Origin of the sequence: Streptomyces sp. NPDC088350, assembly GCF_044753545.1 — a bacterium.
GTDB lineage: Bacteria > Actinomycetota > Actinomycetes > Streptomycetales > Streptomycetaceae > Streptomyces.
Genome location: NZ_JBIVNL010000010.1, coordinates 70,902 through 90,617, shown reverse-complemented (window position 1 = coordinate 90,617; position 19,716 = coordinate 70,902). Strand labels below are relative to the sequence as shown.

Annotated in this window: 23 protein-coding genes and 1 pseudogene; 12 read left to right on the top strand and 12 right to left on the bottom strand. The window is 69.6% G+C overall.

What is annotated here, in order from left to right:
• Positions 1-42: 42 nt before the first annotated feature.
• Entirely contained in the window at positions 43-1,488 is a 1,446-nt protein-coding gene (locus ACIQBL_RS32765; RefSeq protein ID WP_401948097.1) for an MFS transporter, read from the top strand.
• A gap of 58 nt (positions 1,489-1,546) precedes the next feature.
• Here ACIQBL_RS32765 and ACIQBL_RS32760 read toward each other — a convergent pair whose 3' ends face one another.
• Positions 1,547-2,467 carry a helix-turn-helix transcriptional regulator gene (locus ACIQBL_RS32760; RefSeq protein WP_401948094.1) on the bottom strand — a complete coding sequence of 307 codons (921 nt, stop codon included), beginning with the start codon at positions 2,465-2,467 and terminating at the stop codon, positions 1,547-1,549.
• A 101-nt stretch (positions 2,468-2,568) separates the two neighbouring features.
• Here ACIQBL_RS32760 and ACIQBL_RS32755 point away from each other — a divergent pair, with 101 nt between their 5' ends.
• The 4 genes from ACIQBL_RS32755 (at position 2,569) to ACIQBL_RS32740 (ending at position 5,950) form a co-directional block, all read left to right on the top strand.
• Entirely contained in the window at positions 2,569-3,996 is a 1,428-nt protein-coding gene (locus ACIQBL_RS32755; protein WP_401948091.1) for an MFS transporter, read from the top strand.
• A 119-nt stretch (positions 3,997-4,115) separates the two neighbouring features.
• Positions 4,116-4,322 (top strand): hypothetical protein, encoded by a 207-nt coding sequence (locus tag ACIQBL_RS32750; RefSeq protein ID WP_401948089.1) that lies wholly within the window; start codon positions 4,116-4,118, stop codon positions 4,320-4,322.
• An 18-nt stretch (positions 4,323-4,340) separates the two neighbouring features.
• Entirely contained in the window at positions 4,341-5,474 is a 1,134-nt protein-coding gene (locus ACIQBL_RS32745; RefSeq protein ID WP_401948086.1) for a serine hydrolase domain-containing protein, read from the top strand.
• Between the two features lie 86 nt (positions 5,475-5,560).
• Positions 5,561-5,950 (top strand): hypothetical protein, encoded by a 390-nt coding sequence (locus tag ACIQBL_RS32740; protein ID WP_401948083.1) that lies wholly within the window; start codon positions 5,561-5,563, stop codon positions 5,948-5,950.
• 12 nt (positions 5,951-5,962) lie between these two features.
• Here the strand turns inward: ACIQBL_RS32740 and ACIQBL_RS32735 are convergent, their stop codons facing one another.
• The 3 genes from ACIQBL_RS32735 to ACIQBL_RS32725 form a co-directional block, all read right to left on the bottom strand.
• On the bottom strand, positions 5,963-6,547 hold the full coding sequence (locus ACIQBL_RS32735; RefSeq protein WP_401948081.1) for a TetR family transcriptional regulator: 585 nt from the start codon (positions 6,545-6,547) through the stop codon (positions 5,963-5,965).
• A gap of 26 nt (positions 6,548-6,573) precedes the next feature.
• The gene (locus ACIQBL_RS32730; RefSeq protein ID WP_401948079.1) at positions 6,574-7,584 is read right to left on the bottom strand and encodes an aldo/keto reductase; all 1,011 of its coding nucleotides are present in this window, start codon (positions 7,582-7,584) and stop codon (positions 6,574-6,576) included.
• 158 nt (positions 7,585-7,742) lie between these two features.
• The gene (locus ACIQBL_RS32725; protein ID WP_401948076.1) at positions 7,743-9,125 is read right to left on the bottom strand and encodes a glycine--tRNA ligase; all 1,383 of its coding nucleotides are present in this window, start codon (positions 9,123-9,125) and stop codon (positions 7,743-7,745) included.
• Positions 9,126-9,256: 131 nt separating this feature from the next.
• Here ACIQBL_RS32725 and ACIQBL_RS32720 point away from each other — a divergent pair, with 131 nt between their 5' ends.
• From ACIQBL_RS32720 to ACIQBL_RS32705, 4 genes are read left to right on the top strand one after another with little or no spacing between them, the layout of a single operon-like run.
• Entirely contained in the window at positions 9,257-10,213 is a 957-nt protein-coding gene (locus tag ACIQBL_RS32720) for a metal ABC transporter substrate-binding protein (RefSeq protein WP_401948073.1), read from the top strand.
• Positions 10,214-10,233: 20 nt separating this feature from the next.
• The gene (locus ACIQBL_RS32715) at positions 10,234-11,001 is read left to right on the top strand and encodes a metal ABC transporter ATP-binding protein (RefSeq protein ID WP_401948797.1); all 768 of its coding nucleotides are present in this window, start codon (positions 10,234-10,236) and stop codon (positions 10,999-11,001) included.
• Positions 11,001-11,903 (top strand): metal ABC transporter permease, encoded by a 903-nt coding sequence (locus ACIQBL_RS32710; RefSeq protein WP_401948071.1) that lies wholly within the window; start codon positions 11,001-11,003, stop codon positions 11,901-11,903. The genes ACIQBL_RS32715 and ACIQBL_RS32710 overlap by 1 nt, the downstream gene beginning before the upstream one ends.
• Positions 11,904-11,962: 59 nt before the next feature.
• A complete protein-coding gene (locus ACIQBL_RS32705) occupies positions 11,963-12,373 on the top strand; it encodes a Fur family transcriptional regulator (RefSeq protein ID WP_401948068.1) in 411 nt (136 codons plus the stop codon).
• Positions 12,374-12,496: 123 nt separating this feature from the next.
• On the opposite strand, the gene ACIQBL_RS32700 is transcribed toward ACIQBL_RS32705, so the two are convergent.
• From ACIQBL_RS32700 to ACIQBL_RS32690, 3 genes are all read right to left on the bottom strand, one after another.
• Complete coding sequence (locus ACIQBL_RS32700) at positions 12,497-13,339, bottom strand: isoprenyl transferase (RefSeq protein WP_401948066.1); 843 nt, start codon at positions 13,337-13,339, stop codon at positions 12,497-12,499.
• Between the two features lie 74 nt (positions 13,340-13,413).
• On the bottom strand, positions 13,414-14,163 hold the full coding sequence (gene recO / locus ACIQBL_RS32695; RefSeq protein ID WP_401948063.1) for a DNA repair protein RecO: 750 nt from the start codon (positions 14,161-14,163) through the stop codon (positions 13,414-13,416).
• A 64-nt stretch (positions 14,164-14,227) separates the two neighbouring features.
• Entirely contained in the window at positions 14,228-14,443 is a 216-nt protein-coding gene (locus ACIQBL_RS32690; protein ID WP_401948060.1) for a hypothetical protein, read from the bottom strand.
• Positions 14,444-14,627: 184 nt separating this feature from the next.
• Here ACIQBL_RS32690 and ACIQBL_RS32685 point away from each other — a divergent pair, with 184 nt between their 5' ends.
• Entirely contained in the window at positions 14,628-15,461 is an 834-nt protein-coding gene (locus ACIQBL_RS32685; RefSeq protein ID WP_401948058.1) for a Scr1 family TA system antitoxin-like transcriptional regulator, read from the top strand.
• The gene (locus ACIQBL_RS32680) at positions 15,443-15,718 is read left to right on the top strand and encodes a DUF397 domain-containing protein (RefSeq protein ID WP_401948056.1); all 276 of its coding nucleotides are present in this window, start codon (positions 15,443-15,445) and stop codon (positions 15,716-15,718) included. The genes ACIQBL_RS32685 and ACIQBL_RS32680 overlap by 19 nt, the downstream gene beginning before the upstream one ends.
• Before the next feature lie 9 nt (positions 15,719-15,727).
• Here the strand turns inward: ACIQBL_RS32680 and ACIQBL_RS32675 are convergent, their stop codons facing one another.
• The 3 genes from ACIQBL_RS32675 to ACIQBL_RS32665 form a co-directional block, all read right to left on the bottom strand.
• Positions 15,728-16,108, bottom strand: coding sequence for a VOC family protein (locus ACIQBL_RS32675; protein ID WP_401948053.1), 381 nt, complete (start codon positions 16,106-16,108; stop codon positions 15,728-15,730).
• Positions 16,109-16,203: 95 nt separating this feature from the next.
• Entirely contained in the window at positions 16,204-16,878 is a 675-nt protein-coding gene (locus ACIQBL_RS32670; protein WP_401948051.1) for a response regulator, read from the bottom strand.
• Complete coding sequence (locus ACIQBL_RS32665; protein WP_401948048.1) at positions 16,875-18,077, bottom strand: sensor histidine kinase; 1,203 nt, start codon at positions 18,075-18,077, stop codon at positions 16,875-16,877. Before ACIQBL_RS32665 ends, ACIQBL_RS32670 begins: the two co-directional genes overlap by 4 nt.
• 133 nt (positions 18,078-18,210) lie before the next feature.
• Here ACIQBL_RS32665 and ACIQBL_RS32660 point away from each other — a divergent pair.
• A pseudogene (locus ACIQBL_RS32660) lies at positions 18,211-18,423 on the top strand (ATP-binding cassette domain-containing protein); the annotation flags it as partial.
• On the opposite strand, the gene ACIQBL_RS32655 reads toward ACIQBL_RS32660, so the two are convergent.
• Together ACIQBL_RS32655 and ACIQBL_RS32650 are read right to left on the bottom strand one after the other, a co-directional pair.
• Entirely contained in the window at positions 18,411-18,608 is a 198-nt protein-coding gene (locus ACIQBL_RS32655) for a hypothetical protein (protein ID WP_401948046.1), read from the bottom strand. The pseudogene ACIQBL_RS32660 and the gene ACIQBL_RS32655 sit on opposite strands and share 13 nt — an antisense overlap.
• 17 nt (positions 18,609-18,625) lie before the next feature.
• Positions 18,626-19,681, bottom strand: a complete 1,056-nt coding sequence (locus ACIQBL_RS32650) for a hypothetical protein (protein ID WP_401948044.1) — start codon at positions 19,679-19,681, stop codon at positions 18,626-18,628.
• Positions 19,682-19,716 lie beyond the last annotated feature (35 nt).

Sequence of the window (19,716 nt, the reverse complement as noted above, 5' to 3'; positions counted from 1 at the left end):
ATTAGTTAGACGCACTATCGATTTTCGCGTACGATGTTGCGCATGCCCGAGCTGAGCCACCGCCGCCGACAGCTGGTGCTCGCGATCTGCTGCATGAGTCTGCTGATCGTGAGCCTGGACGTGACCATCCTGAACGTCGCCCTGCCGGCGATGCAGACCGATCTGCACGCGAGCACCTCCGGTCTCCAGTGGACGATCGACGCGTACACCCTGGTCCTGGCCTCCCTGTTGATGCTCGCGGGCTCCACGGCCGACCGGATCGGCCGCAAGCGGGTCTTCGTCGTCGGCCTGGTCGTCTTCAGCATCGGCTCGCTGCTCTGTTCCCTCGCGCCCGACCTGGACGCGCTGATCTGGTTCCGCATGATCCAGGCGGTCGGCGGCTCGATGCTCAACCCGGTCGCCATGTCGATCATCACCAACACCTTCACCGAGCCCCGCGAGCGCGCCCGCGCGATCGGTGTGTGGGGCGCGGTCGTCGGCATATCGATGGCCGCCGGTCCGCTGATCGGCGGCCTGCTCGTGGACTCGGTCGGCTGGCGCTCGATCTTCTGGATCAACCTGCCGGTGGGCGTGGCCGCGCTGCTGCTCACGCTGAGGTTCGTCCCCGAGTCCCGCGCGCCCAAGGCCCGCCGTGCCGACCCGGTCGGCCAGTTGCTCGTGATCGCCCTGTTCGGCTCCCTGACGTACGCGATCATCGAGGCGCCCGACTCCGGGTTCACCGCGATCCTGCCGTTCGCCGTGCTCGCGCTGGTCGCCCTCGCCGGTCTCCTCCGGTACGAGCCGCGGCGCGACGAACCCCTCATCGACCTGCGCTTCTTCCGTTCGGCGCCGTTCAGTGGGGCCACGGTGATCGCGATCAGCGCGTTCTCGGCGCTGGGCGGCTTCCTGTTCCTGTCCACGCTGTACCTGCAGAACGTGGTCGGTCTGGACGCGCTGCACGCCGGCCTGTGGATGCTGCCGATGGCTGTGCCGACGTTCCTGTGCGCGCCGATCTCCGGGCGGCTGGTCGGCACGCGGGGACCGCGCATACCCCTGCTGATCGCGGGCTCCGCGATGACGGTGAGCGCGGTGCTGTTCGCCGGGTTCGAGGCGGAGACGTCCAACGTCTCGCGGTTCATCGGGTACGTGCTGTTCGGTATCGGCTTCGGGTTCGTGAACGCGCCGATCACCAATACGGCGGTGTCCGGGATGCCGCGCGCCCAGGCGGGGGTTGCGGCGGCGGTCGCGTCCACGAGTCGGCAGTTGGGGCAGACGCTGGGGGTCGCGGTCGTCGGGGCGGTGTTGGCTTCCGGGGTGGTGGCGTCGTCGTACAAGGAGACGTTTGTGTCTGCGGCTCGGCCCGGGTGGTGGATCTTGGTGGTGTGCGGGGTGGCTGTGCTGGTGCTCGGCGCGGTTACCAGCGGGGCTTGGGCACGTCGGACCGCTGAGCGTACGGCTGAGAAGTTGTCGTCTGTTGAAGTACGCGAAGCGGCGGGGATCAGCGCCTAGTTTTGCGAGTACCGGTCCGTTGTGGCTGGTCGCGCGGTTCCCCGCGCCCCTGGGTGAGTCACCTCGCCCGTGCTATTTCGTGCAGCCGCTCCAGTTTCCGCCTCGTCTCCTCGTCCGCCGGGGCATACGTCACCATCCTCGGGCCCGTTGACGGGCCCAGCCACAGGTCGGTGTGGTCCACGGTGATGCGGCCCACGTGGGTGTTGCGGAACTCCTTGCGGCGGGGGCTGGCGCCCATGACCTCGTGGCGGTCCCAGACGTCGCGGAACTCGGGGGACGTGCGCAGGCGTTGGAGCAGGGTCTTCCAGGTGGGGTCGGCGAGGTGGCCCGCCATGGTGCCCCGGAAGCGGGCGGCCATGAGCCGTTGGGTTTTTTCCAGGTGGACGATCGACGAGCGCCACTCCTCGTGCGTGTAGGAGAGGATCATGCAGTTGCGGTCCTCGGGCGGTACCGCGTCCAGGTCGCACAGGAGCATTCCGTACGTCCGGTTGTAGGCGAGGATGTCGTACCGGGCGTTCTGGAGGCAGGCCGGGATCGGGTCCAGCTGGTCCAGCATCTCGCGCAGGGCGGGCGTCACCACCGGGCATACCGTCGCCGGCCGCGGGTCGGTCGCGTCGGCCAGCCGGAAGAGGTGGGCGCGCTCGCTCGGGTCGAGCAGCAGGGTGCGGGCGAGGGCGTCGAGGACCTGGACGGAGACCTGGATGTCCCGGGCCTGTTCGAGCCACGTGTACCAGGTGACCCCGACCGAGGCGAGCTGCGCGACCTCCTCGCGGCGCAGGCCCGGTGTACGGCGCCGGGTGCCGCGCTCCAGGCCGACCTGCTCGGGGGCGATGTGCTCACGGCGGTGGCGCAGGAACGCGGCGAGTTCATGGCGCCGGACCGTCGACGCGGTCTGCGGGGCCGCCGCCACCTCGACAGCCGTCGCCTCGGCCGTCGCCCCTGTCACCGTTGTCACCGTCTCCTGTGCCATGGTCGTCATCGCTCCAGTCTGCCGCCGGGCGGACCCTGTTTCCAGGTAGTCCTTCTACCAGGATAAAGACACTCTGGTACCAGTCTCAGAACAGGCGCACGCTGGTCGGCGTGACCGAAACCCTCGCTTCCCGTACCGCCAAGTCCCCGGCGGCGTCACCCGTGCTCGGCGGCCTCGGACTGTTCACGGTGCTGCTGGCCGCGGCGCTGCCCCTCATCGACTTCTTCATCGTCAACGTGGCCCTGCCGACCATCGGCAGGGACCTCTCGGCGAGCGAGGCCGTCCTCGAACTCGTCGTCGCCGGCTACGGGGTCTCGTACGCCGTGCTGCTCGTCCTCGGCGGGCGGCTCGGTGACCTGTTCGGCCGCCGTCGGCTCTTCCTGGGCGGTATGGCCGCGTTCGGCGTGACCTCACTGGCGTGCGGGCTCGCACCGACCGCCTGGACGCTGGTCGCCGCGCGGATCGCGCAGGGCGCGGCCTCCGCGGCGATGCTCCCGCAGGTCCTCGCCACCATCCAGTCGGCGACCCGGGGCCCGCGCCGCGCCAAGGCGATGGGCCTGTACGGCGCGACCGCCGGCCTCGCCATGGTGGCGGGCCAGATCCTCGGCGGGGTCCTGGTCGCGGCGGACATTGCCGGTACCGGCTGGCGCGCGGTGTTCCTGGTGAACGTGCCGGTCGTCGTCCTGGGCCTGTTCCTGGCCGCCAAGGTCGTACCGGAGACGCGTTCGCAGCGCCCGGAGCCGGTGGACGTGCCCGGCACCCTCCTGCTCGCCGCGTCCCTGCTGGCGCTGCTGGTGCCGCTGACCGAGGGCCGGGCGGCGGGCTGGCCGCTGTGGACGTGGCTGTCGCTGGCCGCGTTCCCGGGGATCGCGTCGGCGTTCTACGCGGTGGAGCGCAGGGCGGACCGGCAGGGCCGTACGCCGCTGGTGCCGCCGAGTCTGCTGGCGCTGACCTCGCTGCGGCGCGGGCTGGTGATGATCCTGCCGTTCGCGATCGGCTTCAGCGGGTTCATGTTCGTGATCGCGGTGGCGTTGCAGCGCGGCGCGGGTCTCGGCCCCGTCGCGGCGGGCCTGGCACTGGTCCCGCTGGCGGTGACGTTCTTCCTCGCCTCGCTCGCCGGTCCACGTCTGGTGGTCCGGTACGGCACGCGGATCGTGACGGCGGGTTCGGTGATACAGGCGGTGGGTCTGGGCCTGATCGTGCTGGCCGTGTGGCGTTCCTGGCCGCACCTGGGCTTCGTCGAACTGCTCCCCGGGGCGGCGGTCGCCGGCGCGGGCCAGGCGCTCCAACTGCCCATCCTCTTCCGGATCATCCTGTCCGAGGTGCCGCCGGCCCGTGCCGGTGTGGGCGCGGGCGTGATGGCCACCACCCAGCAGTCCGCGCTGGCGCTCGGCGTGGCCACGCTCGGCACGCTCTTCCTGTCCCTGATCCCGGGCATGGGGATGCGCGACGCCCTGGTGACCACGCTGCTGGTGCAGCTGGCGGGTGTGGTGCTGACCGGGCTGCTCAGCCTGCGGCTGCCGCGCACGATCGGCTGACACCCGGAGGTCACGCGGGTGAACCGCCGGATGACATGTTCACAGCTTGGACAACTCGTCGGGAATCGAGCCCTGTTGATGTTGGTCTTGCTGCACACTCCTTGCCGGAGGGAGACATCATGCTGGAGATCAACACGAGCAGTGTGAGCCGCCGGGATCAGCACGGACGTGAGCACGTCGTCCGGGTGCAGCGCAGGGGCGCGCAGCGCACGATCGTCTGTGACACGTGCGGCTGGAAGAAGAGCGCTCAGTTCCTTCCCTGGCTGAAGGCGGAGGAGCATCTGGCCGAGGAGCACCAGGCGACGGTGGATCCGTCGGCGGCGTAGGCGAGGGCGAGAGGGCCGATGAGCGAACTCCGCGAGACCCTGATCCGGTACGTCCAGGACGGGACGGTCCCCGGTGCCGTGGGCCTCGTCGCCCGCGGTGACGGCGTCGAGGTGGTGGCCGTCGGGTCGGTGGACGCGGAGGGCTCCGCGCCGATGGCCCGGGACTCGATCTTCCGTATCGCGTCGATCACCAAGCCGGTCACGGCGGCGGCGGTGCTGATGCTGGTGGAGGACGGGGTCGTGGGTCTCGACTCGCCCGTCGACGAGTGGCTGCCGGAACTGGCGAAGCCGATGGTGGTCCGCACCCCGGAGAGCCCGGTCGACGACCTGGTCCCGGCGGTCCGGCCGATCACGGTCGAGGACCTGCTCAGCTCGCGGCCGGGCTGGGGCTTCCCTTCCGACTTCTCGCTGCCCGCGGTGCGGCGTCTGTTCGGGGTGCAGAAGGACGGCCGGTTCCTGCAGTCGTGGCCGGACCCGGACACCTGGGTCGCGGAGCTGGCCCGGGTCCCGCTGCTGTACCAGCCGGGCGAGGCGTGGCTGTACGGCACGGCGTCCGACCTCCAGGGCGTACTGGTCGCGCGGGCCTCGGGCCGTACGCTCCCGGAGTTCCTGGCCGAGCGGATCTTCGAGCCGCTGGGCATGGCGGACACGGCGTTCGAGGTCCCGGAGTCGAAGCGGTCGCGCTTCACGAGTTACTACAGCCCCACCCCGGCGGGCGCCCTGGAGCTGACGGACACCCCGGACGGCCAGTGGAGCAGCGTCCCCGCGTTCCCGTCGGGCGGCGGCGGGCTGGTCTCCACGGCCGACGACTGGCTGGCCTTCGCCCGCATGCTCCTGGGAGCCGGCCAGGAACTCCTCACCCCCACCTCGGTGAGCCGCATGACGACGAACCATCTGACGGCGGCCCAGCGCGACCTCGGCGCCCTCTTCCTGGAGGGCCAGGGCTGGGGCTACGGCGGCCAGGTCGACGTCACTCCGGTCGACCCGTGGAACGCCCCCGGCCGCTACGGCTGGGTCGGCGGCACCGGTACCACGGCCCATATCGTCCCGCCGACCGGCACGGTCACGATCCTGCTGACCCAGGCGGGCATGGCGAACCCGACCCCGACCAAGGTGATGCGGGACTTCTGGCGGTGCACGGCGGGGCGCTGACGCCCTCGACCCGCTCTCGACTCGCCCTCTCGGCCGACCGGCGTGAGCATGGATGGGCATGATCAGCCGAACGAGAGGAGTCCCCCGTGCTTGTCACACTCCGCGGTCGCGGCACTCGTACGATCGCCGCCGGTGCCCTGAGTCTCGCCCTGCTGTCGGCCGGGACGGCGAGCGCCTTCGCCGCCTCCCCGAGTCCCAGCGCCATGGGCTCGATCACCGTCAAGGCCGACAAGAGCACGGTCAAGGCCGGTGACAAGGTGACCTTCACCGGCCGCACCAAGGGCCTGAAGGTCGGCACCAAGCTGGTCCTCCAGCACGAGAAGGCCGGAAAGTGGAACGCGCTCAAGGGGAGCGCCACGGTCAAGAACGGCAGCAGCTACTCGCTCACCGCGAAGCTCAACACCAAGGGCCAGGAGCACCTGCGGATCGCGGCCGGTACGACCTACTCCCCGACCGTCACCGTCAAGGTGACCTGACCGGGGCCGGGGTCAGCCGCGCAGTCCGCGCAGCAGCAGCTCCACCATCGCCTCGAACTCCGCCTCCGCGCCCGGCTTGCGCCACTCCCGTGCGTAGGCCGGGTCGTGGAAGCGGCCCGTGGCCTGGAACACCGCGCGGGCGGCCACGGCCGGGTCGGGGACCGTGAAGACACCGCTGCCGACGCCCGCCCGGACGATCTCGGTGAGCTGTCCGGTCAGTTCGTCGATGTGGTCGCTGACCACCTCGCCCGCCTCCTCCGCGAGGACCGAGTAGGTGGCGAACAGTTCGGGATCGTCGCAGGCCTTCTCCCGTTTGGCGTCGAACAGGCCCGCCAGCCAGTCCCGCACGCGGGCCTCCGGGTCGCGGTCCTCGGTCACGAACCGGGACAGCCGCTGCGAGGTGCGGTCCAGCCAGCGTTTGGTGACCGCCTCCCGCAGGGCCGCCTTGGTGCGGAAGTGCCGGTAGACGGTGCCATGGCTGACGCCGAGCGCGCGGGCCACGTCCACCACGGTGGCTTTCGCCGGGCCGTGGCGGCGCAGCACCTCCTCGGTCGCTTCGAGGATGCGCTCGGCGGTCAGGGTCTCGCTCGCTGCCATGACGAAGACCGTACCCGCAGGAGGGATCAGCGTTCGCTGTCGAGATCCGCCATCGCCGCGGCCGGGTAACGCTCGCCCACCGCCGAGTCCGCCGGTACGGCCTCCTCGATCGCGGTCAGGTCCGCCGCGTCCAGTACGACGTCCAGCGCGCCCAGCGCCTCCGCCAGCCGCTCCGGCGTCCGCGCGCCGATCAGCGGCACGATGTCCTCGCCCCGCGACAGCACCCAGGCGATGGCGAGCTGCGCGACGGAGACGCCCTTCTGCTCGGCGATCTTCCGCAGCTGCTCGACCAGGCCCAGGTTGTGCTGGAGGTTGTCACCCTGGAAGCGCGGCGAGTACGCCCGGTAGTCGCTGGCGGCGAGCTGCCGGTCGGCCGCGAAGTGCCCGGAGATCAGCCCGCGGGACAGCACGCCGTACGCCGTGACGGCGATGCCCAGTTCACGGGTGGTCGGCAGGATGCGGTCCTCGATGCCGCGCGTGATCAGCGCGTACTCCAGCTGCACATCCACGATGGGCGCGGTCGCGGCGGCCCGGCGGATCGTGTCGGCGCCGACCTCGCTGAGGCCGATGTGCCGGACGTAGCCCTGCTCGACCAGTTCGGCGATCGCGCCGACCGTCTCCTCGATCGGTACATCGGGGTCGACGCGGGCGATGCGGTAGACGTCGATGTGGTCGACGCCGAGGCGCTGGAGGGAGTACGCGGCGAAGTTCTTCACGGCGGTGGGCCTGCCGTCGTGCCCGCTCCAGCCGCCGTCCGGACCGCGCAGTGCCCCGAACTTGACGCTGGTGAGCGCCTGTTCGCGGCGGGCGGCGGGGGCGGTGCGCAGGGCCTCGCCGACCAGCATCTCGTTGTGGCCCATGGCGTAGAAGTCGCCGGTGTCGAGCAGCGTCACGCCCGCTTCGAGGGCGGCGTGGACGGTGGCGATGGACTCCGTGCGGTCGGCCTCGCCGTACATCGCGGACATGCCCATGCAGCCGAGGCCGAGGGCGGAGACCTGGGGGCCGGTGGTTCCGAGTGAGCGCGTGGGGATCGTCATGCGAACCATCTTGGCATGACAGATGACAGATTTCAATATCTGTCATTCCATACTTGATGCACACCCGAGGCGGCACGACACAAAAAAACTGCGGGCGGGCTGATCAACTCAGCCCGCCCGCAGCACAGTTCAGTTCAGAACTCAGACCCTAGGCACCCCTAGGCACCGATCAGACGCCCGGCCAGGTAGCCCTCGATCTGGTCCAGGGAGACCCGCTCCTGCTTCATGGAGTCGCGCTCGCGCACCGTCACCGCGTTGTCCTCAAGCGTGTCGAAGTCGACCGTCACGCAGTACGGCGTGCCGATCTCGTCCTGGCGGCGGTAGCGGCGGCCGATGGCGCCCGCGTCGTCGAACTCGATGTTCCAGTTCTGCCGGAGGGCGGCGGCGAGGCCCTTGGCCTTCGGGGACAGCTCGGGGTTGCGGGACAGCGGAAGCACCGCGACCTTCACCGGCGCCAGACGGTGATCCAGGCGCAGCACCGTGCGCTTCTCCAGCTTGCCCTTGGCGTTGGGCGCCTCGTCCTCGACGTACGCGTCGAGCAGGAACGCCAGCATCGCGCGGCCGACACCGGCCGCGGGCTCGATGACGTACGGCGTCCAGCGCTCGCCGGCCTCCTGGTCGAAGTAGAAGAGGTCCTGGCCGGAGGCCTTGGAGTGGGCGGTGAGGTCGTAGTCGGTGCGGTTGGCGACGCCCTCCAGCTCGCCCCACTCGTTGCCGCCGAACTGGAAGCGGTACTCGATGTCAGCGGTGCGCTTGGAGTAGTGGGAGAGCTTCTCCTTGGGGTGGTCGTACCACCGCATGTTCTCCTCGCGCATGCCCAGGCCGGTGTACCAGTTCCAGCGCTGCTCCATCCAGTACTCCTGCCACTTCTCGTCCTCGCCCGGCTTGACGAAGAACTCCATCTCCATCTGCTCGAACTCGCGGGTGCGGAAGATGAAGTTGCCGGGCGTGATCTCGTTGCGGAAGGACTTGCCCATCTGCGCGATGCCGAACGGCGGCTTCTTGCGCGAAGTGGTCTGCACCTGGCCGAAGTTGGTGAAGATGCCCTGGGCGGTCTCGGGGCGCAGATAGGCGATGGAGCCGGTGTCCTGCGTCGGGCCGAGGTGGGTGGAGAGCAGGCCGGAGAACTGCTTGGGCTCGGTGAACTGGCCCTTGTTGCCGCAGTTGGGGCAGTTGATGTCGGCCAGGCCGTTCTCGGGGAGGCGGCCGTGCTTGGCCTCGTACGCCTCCTCCAAGTGGTCCGCGCGGAACCGCTTGTGGCACGCGGTGCACTCGGTCAGCGGGTCCGAGAAAGTGGCGACGTGGCCGGAGGCGACCCAGACCTCGGGGGCCAGGATCACGGACGAGTCGATACCGACCACGTCCTCGCGCGACGTCACCATGTAGCGCCACCACTGGCGCTTCAGGTTCTCCTTGAGCTCGACACCCAGCGGCCCGTAGTCCCAGGCGGCGCGCTGGCCGCCGTAGATCTCACTGCAAGGGAATACGAAGCCACGGCGCTTGCTCAGGCTGACGATGGTGTCGATCTTGTCGGCGGCCACGATGCTCTCTTCATGACGAATGGACGGCGGCGAATGCTTCAGGTTACCGGCGCCGCCCGGCCCCATATCAAATCGGTTCCGCACCCGCAGCTTGTTGACAACGGTTTCCATGTCAGTTGAAAATGACTGTCATGAACGTACGACGACGCCACATGTCCGGGATCGCGATAGCCGCGGCCACCGCCCTCGGTCTCGGGACCCTCTCCGCCTGCTCCGACAGCGCGGCAGCGGCCAACACGGACAAGTTCGACGTCGTCGCGTCGTTCTACCCGCTGCAGTACCTCGCCGAGCAGATCGGCGGCAGCCACGTCCACGTCACCAGTCTGACCAGGCCCGGCCAGGAACCGCACGACCTGGAGATCAGCGCGCAGCAGACCGCCGCGCTCGGGGAGTCCGACGCGGTGCTCTACCTCAAGAACCTCCAGCCCGCCGTCGACGACGCGGTGAGCCAGTCCGAGGTCAAGACCAAGATCGACGCCGCCTCCCTGACCACGCTGGAGAAGCATGGCAACGAGGTCGGCGGCCACGCGGCCACGCACGACACCTCGAAGAACGAGGAGCTGGCCGGCCTCGACCCCCACATCTGGCTCGACCCGGTGCGCTACGCCCAGGTCGCCGAGGGCGTCGGCAAGTCCTTCGAGAAGGCCGACCCGAAGAACGCGGCCGACTACCGGACGCGCACCGCGGCCCTGGTCAAGAAGCTGGACGCGCTCGACACCGAGTTCAAGACCGGCCTCGCCGGCACCAAGACCAAGGTGTTCATCACCACGCACGCCGCCTTCGGCTACCTCGCCGAGCGCTACGGCCTCACCGAGGAGGCCATCAACGGCCTCGACCCCGAGTCGGAGCCCAGTGCCGAGCGCGTGAAGAACCTTGAGAAGATGGCGAAGGCCGACGGCGTCACCACCGTGTTCTACGAGACGCTCGTCAGCGACAAGACCGCGAAGACCATCGCCGCCGACGCGAGCCTGAGGACCGACGTCCTCGACCCGATCGAGGGCATCACCGCCAAGTCCCGCGGCACGGACTACTTCTCGGTCCAGCGGGCCAACCTCAAGGCCCTGCAGACGGCCCTGGGAAGCAAATGACCAGTACGGAGGACGACGTGATGAGCGAGCCCGTCATATCGCTGCGCGGTGTCCGCGCCGAGCTGGGTTCGCGCCCCGTCCTGCGCGGCATCGACCTCACCGTGCACCGCGGTGAGGTCGTCGCGCTGCTCGGTGCCAACGGCTCCGGCAAGTCGACCGCGATCCGCACGATCATCGGCCAAGTGCCGCTCAGCGAGGGCGAGATCGAGCTGTTCGGCACCCCGCGCCGCGCCTTCGGGGACTGGCGGCGCGTGGGCTACGTACCGCAGCGCACCACGGCCGCCGGCGGGGTGCCCGCCACCGTCACCGAGGTCGTCACGTCCGGCCGCCTCTCCCGCACCCGCTTCGGCCTGCTCCGCAAGGCGGACCACGCGGCCGTACGGCACGCCCTGGAACTGGTCGGCATGGCGGACCGCGCCAAGGACTCCGTCAACGCGCTCTCCGGCGGCCAGCACCAGCGCGTGCTGATCGCCCGCGCGCTCGCCGCCGAACCCGAACTGCTGATCATGGACGAGCCGATGGCGGGCGTCGACCTGGCCAGCCAGGAGGTCCTCGCGGCCACCCTGAGCCGCCAGGTCGCCGAGGGCACGACGGTGTTGCTCGTCCTGCACGAACTCGGCCCCCTGGAGCCCCTGATCGACCGCGCGGTCGTCCTGCGCGACGGCTGCGTCCAGCACGACGGCCCGCCCCCGCACGCCTTGGGCCAGCACGCCCTGCCCGGCCACGACCACGTACACCCGCACTCGGCGGCGGACGCCGAACCGATCCGCACGGGACTGCTGAGCTGATGGACTTCCTGAACTACGCCTTCATGCAGCGGGCCCTGCTCGCCGCGATCCTGGTCGGCATCACCGCCCCCGCCGTCGGCATCTACCTCGTCATGCGCCGCCAGGCCCTCATGGGCGACGGCATCGGCCATGTCGCGATGACGGGCGTGGGCCTCGGCTTCCTCCTGAACACCTCCCCGGTGTGGATGGCCACGGCGGTCTCCGTCCTCGGCGCGATCCTCATGGAACTGATCCGCTGGTTCGGCAAGACCCGCGGCGACATCGCCCTCGCCATGCTCTTCTACGGCGGTATGGCCGGCGGCGTGATGTTCATCAACCTCGCGCCCACGGGGTCCAACGCGAACCTCACGTCGTACCTCTTCGGATCGCTCTCGACGGTCTCGCAGTCCGACGTCACGGCGATCTGCCTGCTCGCCGCCTTCGTGGTGGTGGTTACCCTCGGGCTGCGCCGGCAGCTGTTCGCGGTGAGCCAGGACGAGGAGTTCGCGCGGGTCACGGGCCTGCCGGTGCGCGCGCTGAACCTGCTGACGGCGGTCACGGCGGCGGTCACGGTGACGGTCGCGATGCGCGTGGTCGGCCTGCTGCTGGTGTCGGCCCTGATGGTGGTCCCGGTCGCCGCCGCCCAGCAGCTGACCAAGAGCTTCGCCGCGACCTTCGCGATCGCGGTGGCGATCGGGGTGAGCGTGACGATCGGCGGCACGGTGACCTCGTACTACCAGGACGTCCCGCCCGGTGCGACGATCGTGCTCCTGACGATCGCCGCGTTCATCGCGCTCACGGCGCTCGCGACCCCGCTGGCGAGGCGCCGGGCCCGGGCCGCAGCCGCCGCGCAGCCCGCCGGAGACCCGGTGGAGTGTGCGATTCCGGCCACACGGGGGGCCGCCGACGAGGTCGGCGTCTGACCACGCACAGCCCGGGCTGGCACAATGGCTCGGCAAAGTGCAGACGTGAGGAGGCAACGGTGACAACGGCCGGTCCGCCCGTAAAGGGACGATCCACCCGCCAGCGTGCCGCCGTGTCGGCGGCACTCAACGAGGTCGACGAGTTCCGCAGCGCCCAGGAACTCCACGACATGCTCAAGCACAAGGGCGACTCGGTCGGCCTGACCACGGTCTACCGCACGCTCCAGAACCTCGCGGACGCCGGTGAGGTCGACGTCCTGCGCACCGACGAGGGCGAGTCCGTCTACCGCCGCTGCTCCACCGGCGACCACCATCATCACCTCGTCTGCCGTGTCTGCGGCAAGGCGGTCGAGGTGGAGGGCCCGGCGGTGGAGAAGTGGGCGGAGGCGATCGCGGTGGAACACGGGTACGTGAACGTGGCGCACACGGTGGAAGTGTTCGGCACGTGTGCGGAGTGCGCCGCGGGCTGACCTGTTGTTGTGCGGGCGGGCTGGTGTGGGCGTCTCTGGGGGCTGCCGCCCCCAGACCCCCGCTTCGGCCCCGAAAGGGCCTCGTCCTCAAACGCCGGACGTGCCGAAAGTGACCGGCCGTTCCTAGTCGCTGCCCCGCATGTCCTTCTCCATCTCCAGGAGCTTCTCGTTCGGTACCGCGCCGCCGAACCGCCGGTCGCGCTGGGCGAATTCGACGCAGGCGCGCCACAGGTCGCGGCGGTCGAAATCCGGCCAGAGGACGTCCTGGAAGACCATCTCGGCGTAGGCGCTCTGCCAGATCAGGTAGTTGGAGGTGCGCTGCTCGCCGCTGGGCCGCAGGAACAGGTCGACCTCGGGCATGTCCGGGTAGTACATGTACTTGGCGAAGGTCTTCTCGTCGACCTTGGCCGGGTCGAGCCGCCCCGCCCGCACATCCTCGGCCAACGCCCTTGCCGCGTCGGCGATTTCGGCCCGCCCGCCGTAGTTCATGCAGAAGTACAGGGTGAGCGCGTCGTTGTCCTTGGTCTGCTCCTGCGCGATCTGCAACTCCTTGGCGACCGACCGCCACAGCTTGGGCATACGGCCCACCCACCGCACCCGGATGCCGAGTTCGTCGAGGGTGTCGCGGGTCTTGCGGATGAAGTCGCGGTTGAAGTTCATCAGGAAGCGCACCTCGTCGGGCGACCGCTTCCAGTTCTCGGTGGAGAAGGCGTACAGCGAGATCGCGCCGACACCCATCTCGACGCCGCCCTGAAGCACGTCCAACACCCGCTCGGCGCCCACCTTGTGGCCCTCGGTGCGCGGCAGCCCCCGCTCCTTCGCCCACCGCCCGTTCCCGTCCATGACGATCGCCACATGCTTCGGGATCAGCTCACCGGGCAGCTTCGGCGCACTGGCCCCGGACGGGTGCGGCTCCGGCGCTTTGTACTCGCGCCGCTGGCGCCCGAGGATCCCGCGTACCACCATGACGTTCCTGTCTCCCTCTACGACCTACGACGGCCTACGACGGCCTACGACGACCTACGACGACCTACGACGACCTACGACTTTTCCACGTACCGCAGCGAGCGGAGCCCGCGCTCCAGATGCCAGTGCAGATAGGCGGACACCAGCCCGCTCCCCTCCCGCACATACCGCGCCTCGCACGCGTCCGCCGTCTTCCAGTCTCCCGTAAGCAGCGCACCCAGCAGTTCGAGGGCCTGCGGTGAGGGTACGACGCTCCCCGCCACCCGGCAGTCGGGGCAGACGACCCCGCCGGACGCCACGGAGAAGAACCGGTTCGGCCCCGCCATCCCGCACTTCGCGCAGTCCCCGAAGCTCGGCGCGTACCCGTTGACGGCGAGGGAACGCAGGAGGAACGCGTCCAGGATGAGATGCGGCGCGTGCTCCCCGCCGGCCAGCGTCCGCAGCCCGCCCACGAGAAGCAGATACTGCTGTACGGCGGGCTCGCCCTCGTGATCCGTGAACCGCTCCGCCGTCTCCAGCATCGCCGTACCGGCGGTGTACCGGGCGTAGTCACTCACGATCCCGCTACCGTACGGAGCGATCGTCTCGCTCTGCGTGCACAACGGCAGCCCGCGCCCGATCAGTTCGCTCCCCCGCGCGAAGAACTGCACGTCCACATGCGAGAAGGGCTCCAGCCGGGCCCCGAACTTCGACTTGGTCCGCCGCACCCCGCGCGCCACCGCGCGTACCCGCCCGTGACCCCGCGTGAGCAGCGTGATGATCCGGTCCGCCTCACCCAGCTTCTGGGTGCGCAGCACGATGCCGTCGTCGCGGAACAGACTCATGCGCCCATTGTCCCCTACAGCTCCGCGGCGCCACGACGCAACGAGGTATCGGGGCATCGACGCTTCAAGGCACCTCACCGCGGCTGCGGGCGTTCGCATACGCGGTCGCCGCGCTCAGCCGCTCGGCCGGGGTGGCGTCCCGCACGGCGTCCGGTTCGACGTCCCACTCGCGCCCGCCGCCGTAAGGGCGCAGCTGAACATAAGGCCCCTCATGCCCCATGACGATGCCCACTCTCCCGTTACGGGTGTCCACGGCGACCGATCCGACAGGCGGCTTCATCGCTCTCCTCGCACCCGAATCCGGAATTCCATCAAGGTTTCCTTCGCCTCCCAGCAGTGTGCCCACACCTGGCTCCCCTCCCTTTTCGAGTTTCACTCTTCCTCTCTCCAGGGTGCCCCTGTTCCCCCTACACTCGGCAGGAGTCTGTCGACTACAAGTGAGGCGTAGGACAAGGGGGTTGGCCATGGCCAACGGTTCACGGCTGGCGGCTTGGGAGTTCTTCGGGGCCGAGTTGAGACGGCGTCGCGAGGAAATGGGGCTCTCGCAGGCCCAGTTGGGGGCGCTCGTCTTTGTCTCCGGCGCTTATATCGGCCAATTCGAACAGGCCATTCGGAAACCGCAGATGGAGCTGGCCATCCGGTTCGACGAGATTCTACAAACCGACGGTATTTTCGAACGCCTCTGCATCGGCCTGATCAACGACAGGCGGTACGCGGATTACTTCGCGAAGGCGGCGGAGTTGGAGGCGCTGGCGACGAAGATCTGTGACTTCGCGCCGACGGTGGTTCCGGGTCTGCTCCAGACCGAGGAGTACGCCCGAGCGGTCACCCTCGCGACGAACCCGCTCGCGACCGAGGAGTACATCGAGGAGAAAGTGTCCGGCCGGATGGACCGGGCGCGCATCCTCAAGGACGCAACAAGGCCCGTGTATTGGGTGATCCTGCACGAGAATGTGGTGCGGATTCCGGTCGGCGGCCCTGCGGGCATGGCCAGGCAGTTGGATCACATCGCGACGCTCATGCGCGAGCGGACTGTGCTTGTGCAGGTGCTGCCGTGTGCGGCGGGTGCCTTCGCCGTCATGAACGGAACGCTGACGCTCATGGAGTTCGACGATGCCCCGCCAACCGCCTATACAGAGGCCGTGTATTCGGGGAACCTGCTGGACGATCCAGCTGTGGTGAAGCGCGCGTACGCGGCATACGATCTGCTCAGGGCCGCCGCGCTGTCGCCGGAGGCGTCCCTGGCCCTGATCGAATCGGCGGCGGAGGACCACAGACGATGCGCAAGTACGACCTGAGCAAGGCCAGTTGGCGCAAGAGCACGTACAGCGACGGCAACGGCGGTACCTGCGTCGAGATCGCCTACGACTTCCTCGGCGCCGCCCGCTGGCGCAAAAGCACCTACAGCAACGGCGAGGGCGGGAACTGCGTCGAGGTAGCCGACGGAGTCCCCGGTGTCATCCCCGTCCGCGACAGCAAGGTGTCTGTTGGTGGGCCGGTGGTCGTGGTCGGAGCCGGTGCCTGGACGGAGTTCATCGGCTCGCTGGTCGCCTAGGTCCCCGCGTCAGAGGGGGTTGATGCGGGCCTTGAGCAGGCAGAACTCATTGCCCTCGGGGTCTTCCAGGACATGCCACTGCTCCTCCCCCGTCTGCCCGATGTCGGCCGGGCGCGCGCCCAGCTTCAGCAGGCGTTCGAGCTCGGCGGCCTGGTCCCGGTCGGTGGGGTTGACGTCGATGTGCAGCCGGGACTTCCCGGGTTCCGGCTCGTCCCTGCGGCTGAAGAACAACGTGGGGTGCGGGCCGCCGAACCCCTCGGGCGTCCCGATCTCCACCCACTGGCCTTCCTCGCGTTCGAGCACGACGAAGTCCAGGACCTCGCACCAGAACCGCGCCAGCAGCTCGGGGTCACGACAACCGAGCACCAGCTCACCGATACGACTCGCCACAACGGCCTCCCAGCAGTGAAAACAACCTCGCGACCGTACCCGACGGGACGAGCACGGGCGAAGTGATTTCGGGGCCGCTGCCCAGGGCGTAACTCCTATCCCACCGAGACCAGCCCCGCCTCGTAGGCGAGGATCACCAACTGGACCCGGTCCCTCGCGTCCAGCTTGGTGAAGAGGCGGGTCAGGTAGGTCTTCGCCGTGGCCACGCTGATGCACAGCTCGGCCGCGATCTCCGTGTTGGAGAACCCGGAGCCGACCAGCGTCAGCACTTCGCGTTCCCGCTCGGTGATGCCGGTCAACTCCCGCTGTACCCGGGCCGGTCCGGGGCGGGACGAGGCGAAGTCGTGGATCAGACGCCGGGTCACGCTCGGGGCGATCAGGGCGTCCCCGGCGGCCACCACCCGTACCGCGCCGATGAGGTCGTCCAGGGCCATGTCCTTGACCAGGAACCCGGACGCGCCCGCGCGCAGCGCGCCGTAGACGTATTCGTCGTCGTCGAAGGTCGTGAGGACGACGACCCGGGCCGACGCCGCACCCGCTGACGGATCCGTCGTGATCCTGCGGGTGGCCTCGATGCCGTCCATCCCGGGCATGCGGATGTCCATCACCACGACATCCGGGGCGAGTTGGGCCGTCAGCCGCACCGCCTCCGCCCCGGTGCCCGCCTCTCCGACGACCTCCAGGTCGTCCAGGTCGGCCATCACCATCCGCAGCGCGGTACGGATGAGTTGCTGGTCGTCGGCGAGGAGCACGCGGACGGGGCCGTTCATCGGGCTACCGCCGCCGTCGGTACCGGCAGCCGTGCCGCGACCCGGAAGCCGCCCTCGGGGCGTGGAGCGGCCGTGAACTCCCCGTGCAGCAACGCCACTCGCTCTCTCATGCCCGCCAGACCGAACCCTGTGTCGGTGACCGTGCCATGGCCGCGTCCGTCGTCGGTGACCTCCAGGGCGAGTTCGTCGTCGCGGTAGTCGAGGGTGACCCGGCACGCGCGGGTGCCCGCGTGGCGTACGACGTTGGTGACGGACTCCTGGATGATGCGGAACGCCGACAGGTCGATGTCGGGCGGGAGTTGACGCGGTTCGCCGCGCCGGCGCACGTCGACCCGTACGCCGGCCGCCGTGGTCGTGGCGGCGAGCCGGTCGACGTCGCCGAGGCCTGCGGGCAGGACGGGTGTCTCGTCGGCCGCCCGTAGCGCGACGAGCATGCGGCGCAGCCCGGCGAGGGTCTCGCGGCCCTCGGTCTCCACGGCCCGCATCGCCTCCCTCGCGGCCTCCGGCTGGGTGGTGGTGACCCTGGCCGCCGCGCCCGCCTGGAGGGCGATGATGCCGATGCTGTGGGCCACGGTGTCGTGCATCTCCCGTGCGATACGCAGGCGTTCGGCGGTGACGGCCTGGGTCGCGGCCTGCGTGGTGAGCCGCTCGGTGTACGCGCGGTTCTGCCGCACGGAGTTGCCGATCAGCCAGGCGACGACGGCCGAGAGGGCCAGCGCCGACCAGCTCTGCCAGTCGCCGCGGCCGGTGTTGTAGAGGGCGACGAGGGGGCGGCCGAGGCCGGTCCGGGTGAGCTGGTAGACAGGCAGGACGGCGATCGCGAGGACGAGGGCGGTGAGGCTTCGGCGGCGGTCGGAGCTCGCGGCGATCCAGCCCAGGGCGATGTCGATCGCCACGTAGTGGATCAGGCTCAGGGTCAGCCCGCTCAGGCCCAGCGTCACGGCGTACGTGCCCGCCAGCAGCAGCCCGAGCGCCGGCAGCGGGTGGCGGCGCAGCAGCGCGCATCCGGCCGGGGCGAGGACACTGCCCGACGCGATGAGCACCCAGCCGTCGGGCGCGGGCGGGAAGGGGTCGGTCGCCATGAAGGGCAGGTGGAAGAAGGCGTGGATCGCGAGCAGCGTGCCGTAGGTCCAGGGCACGCCCGTCCAGGCGCCCGGCGGCACGCGCTTGAGCAGGGGCAGCGGCGGGGTGGCGGGCATGCGACGATCGTAGGAGCGCGGGGCGGGTGCGGTCATCGGCCCGGAGACGTACAACCAGGGTCGACATCGACGCCGGCCGAATGTCAGCGCCGGGCCGATGCCGGGGACCGGCCGCCCGCGACACCGTGGTCCCGTGAGCGAAGCCAACGAACTCACCAAGCGGTACGGCCCCACCACCGCCGTACGCGCACTGTCCTTCACGGTCCGGCCCGGACACGTCACCGGATTCCTCGGCCCGAACGGCGCCGGCAAGACGACAACTCCGCGGATGCTGCTGGGACTTGTGGCGCCGACCACCGGGAGCGCCACGATCAGCGGTCAAGCCTTCCGCCGTCACGCGCGGGGGACGAGGAGACGTTGAAGGTCACCGGGGGCGGCGCCGGACGCATCGGTGAACTGGCGCACGAACACGGCTTCGTGCTCCGGGAGTTGGCCACCGAGCACGCCTCTCTGGAGGCGGCCTTCGTGGAACTGGCCGCCGGTGTGGGCGGCGGTCGCCGTGGTGGTCACGGTTGTTGCCGTGGTGGTCACGGTTGTTGCCGTGGTGGTCACGGTTGTTGCCGTTGACCGGCGGGGTGTGTGACCGCCCTTCCTCCCTCCGGCTCCGGCTCCGGTTCCGTCGCCTCCCACAGGACGTCGAAGCGGTTGACGCGCTCCTCCACGTGTTCGCGGGTCAGCTTCAGTGTCGTCTTGGCCGGCATGACGCGGATGTCGGGCTCGGTCTCGTAGCAGAGTTCGCCGTCGAAGACGATGAAGTCGTTCAACGAGTTCATCTGGGCGGTCGGTTCCAGCTGGGCCCGGACCGCGATACGCGCGTCGATCCCGAACTTGCGGTGTCTCTCGCAGAGTTGGCGGAGGCTGCCGGTGACCTCCGCCTCCTCGTCGACGAGGAACACCCGCCGGACCTCCACCCGCCGGGTCTTGATCGCCGTCTCCTGGGCGACGAGATAGCGCCGCGCGGGCTCGCTCGACCAGAAGTCGCGGTCCACGGAGGTGCTGGTGGCGTAGAGGGTCCGCTTGACGCACTTGGTGAGGTCGATCAGCCACTCGTGGTTCTCGCCGGGGCAGTCCGCCGTGCCGTTGCCGAGGTTCTCCATGAGGAGGGCGAGGCGGCCCAACTCCTCCTCGGCGAAGGCTTTTACGATGTCCGCCCCCTGCTCGCCCACTTTTGTGTAGCCGAGGACCAGCCGGGTCACCTCGTCGGAGCGCAGTACGGAGCCGTCGACCTTGCTGTACAGCTCCGTCGCGGCGTTGATCTTGGCGAAGCTCTCGTCGACCGCCGCCCGCATCTCCGTGTGATGCGCGGAGAGGCTGTCCTTCATGTCACGGATGCGCCGCTTCTGGCTCTCCTGGACGGCCTCCAGCCGCTCACCGAAGTCCACGAGCAGTTGCACGATCAGGGTCGCGCAGCCGAGGACGATGGACATCGTCCACTGCCACAGGACGCCGTTGTCCTCGTTCAGGACGTTGGTCACGAAGAAGGCGGCGCCTCCCGCTAAGATCGCGAACAGCGTCTTGAGGAACAGCTTCGACCTGTGCTGGACCTGGTCCTGTTGCGGTACGGACCGTAGGCCGTCTGCTCCCGCTGTCGTCGCTCCGTTCATGTCGAGCCTCCCCCGTCGGTTGTGCGGTTCGTGCC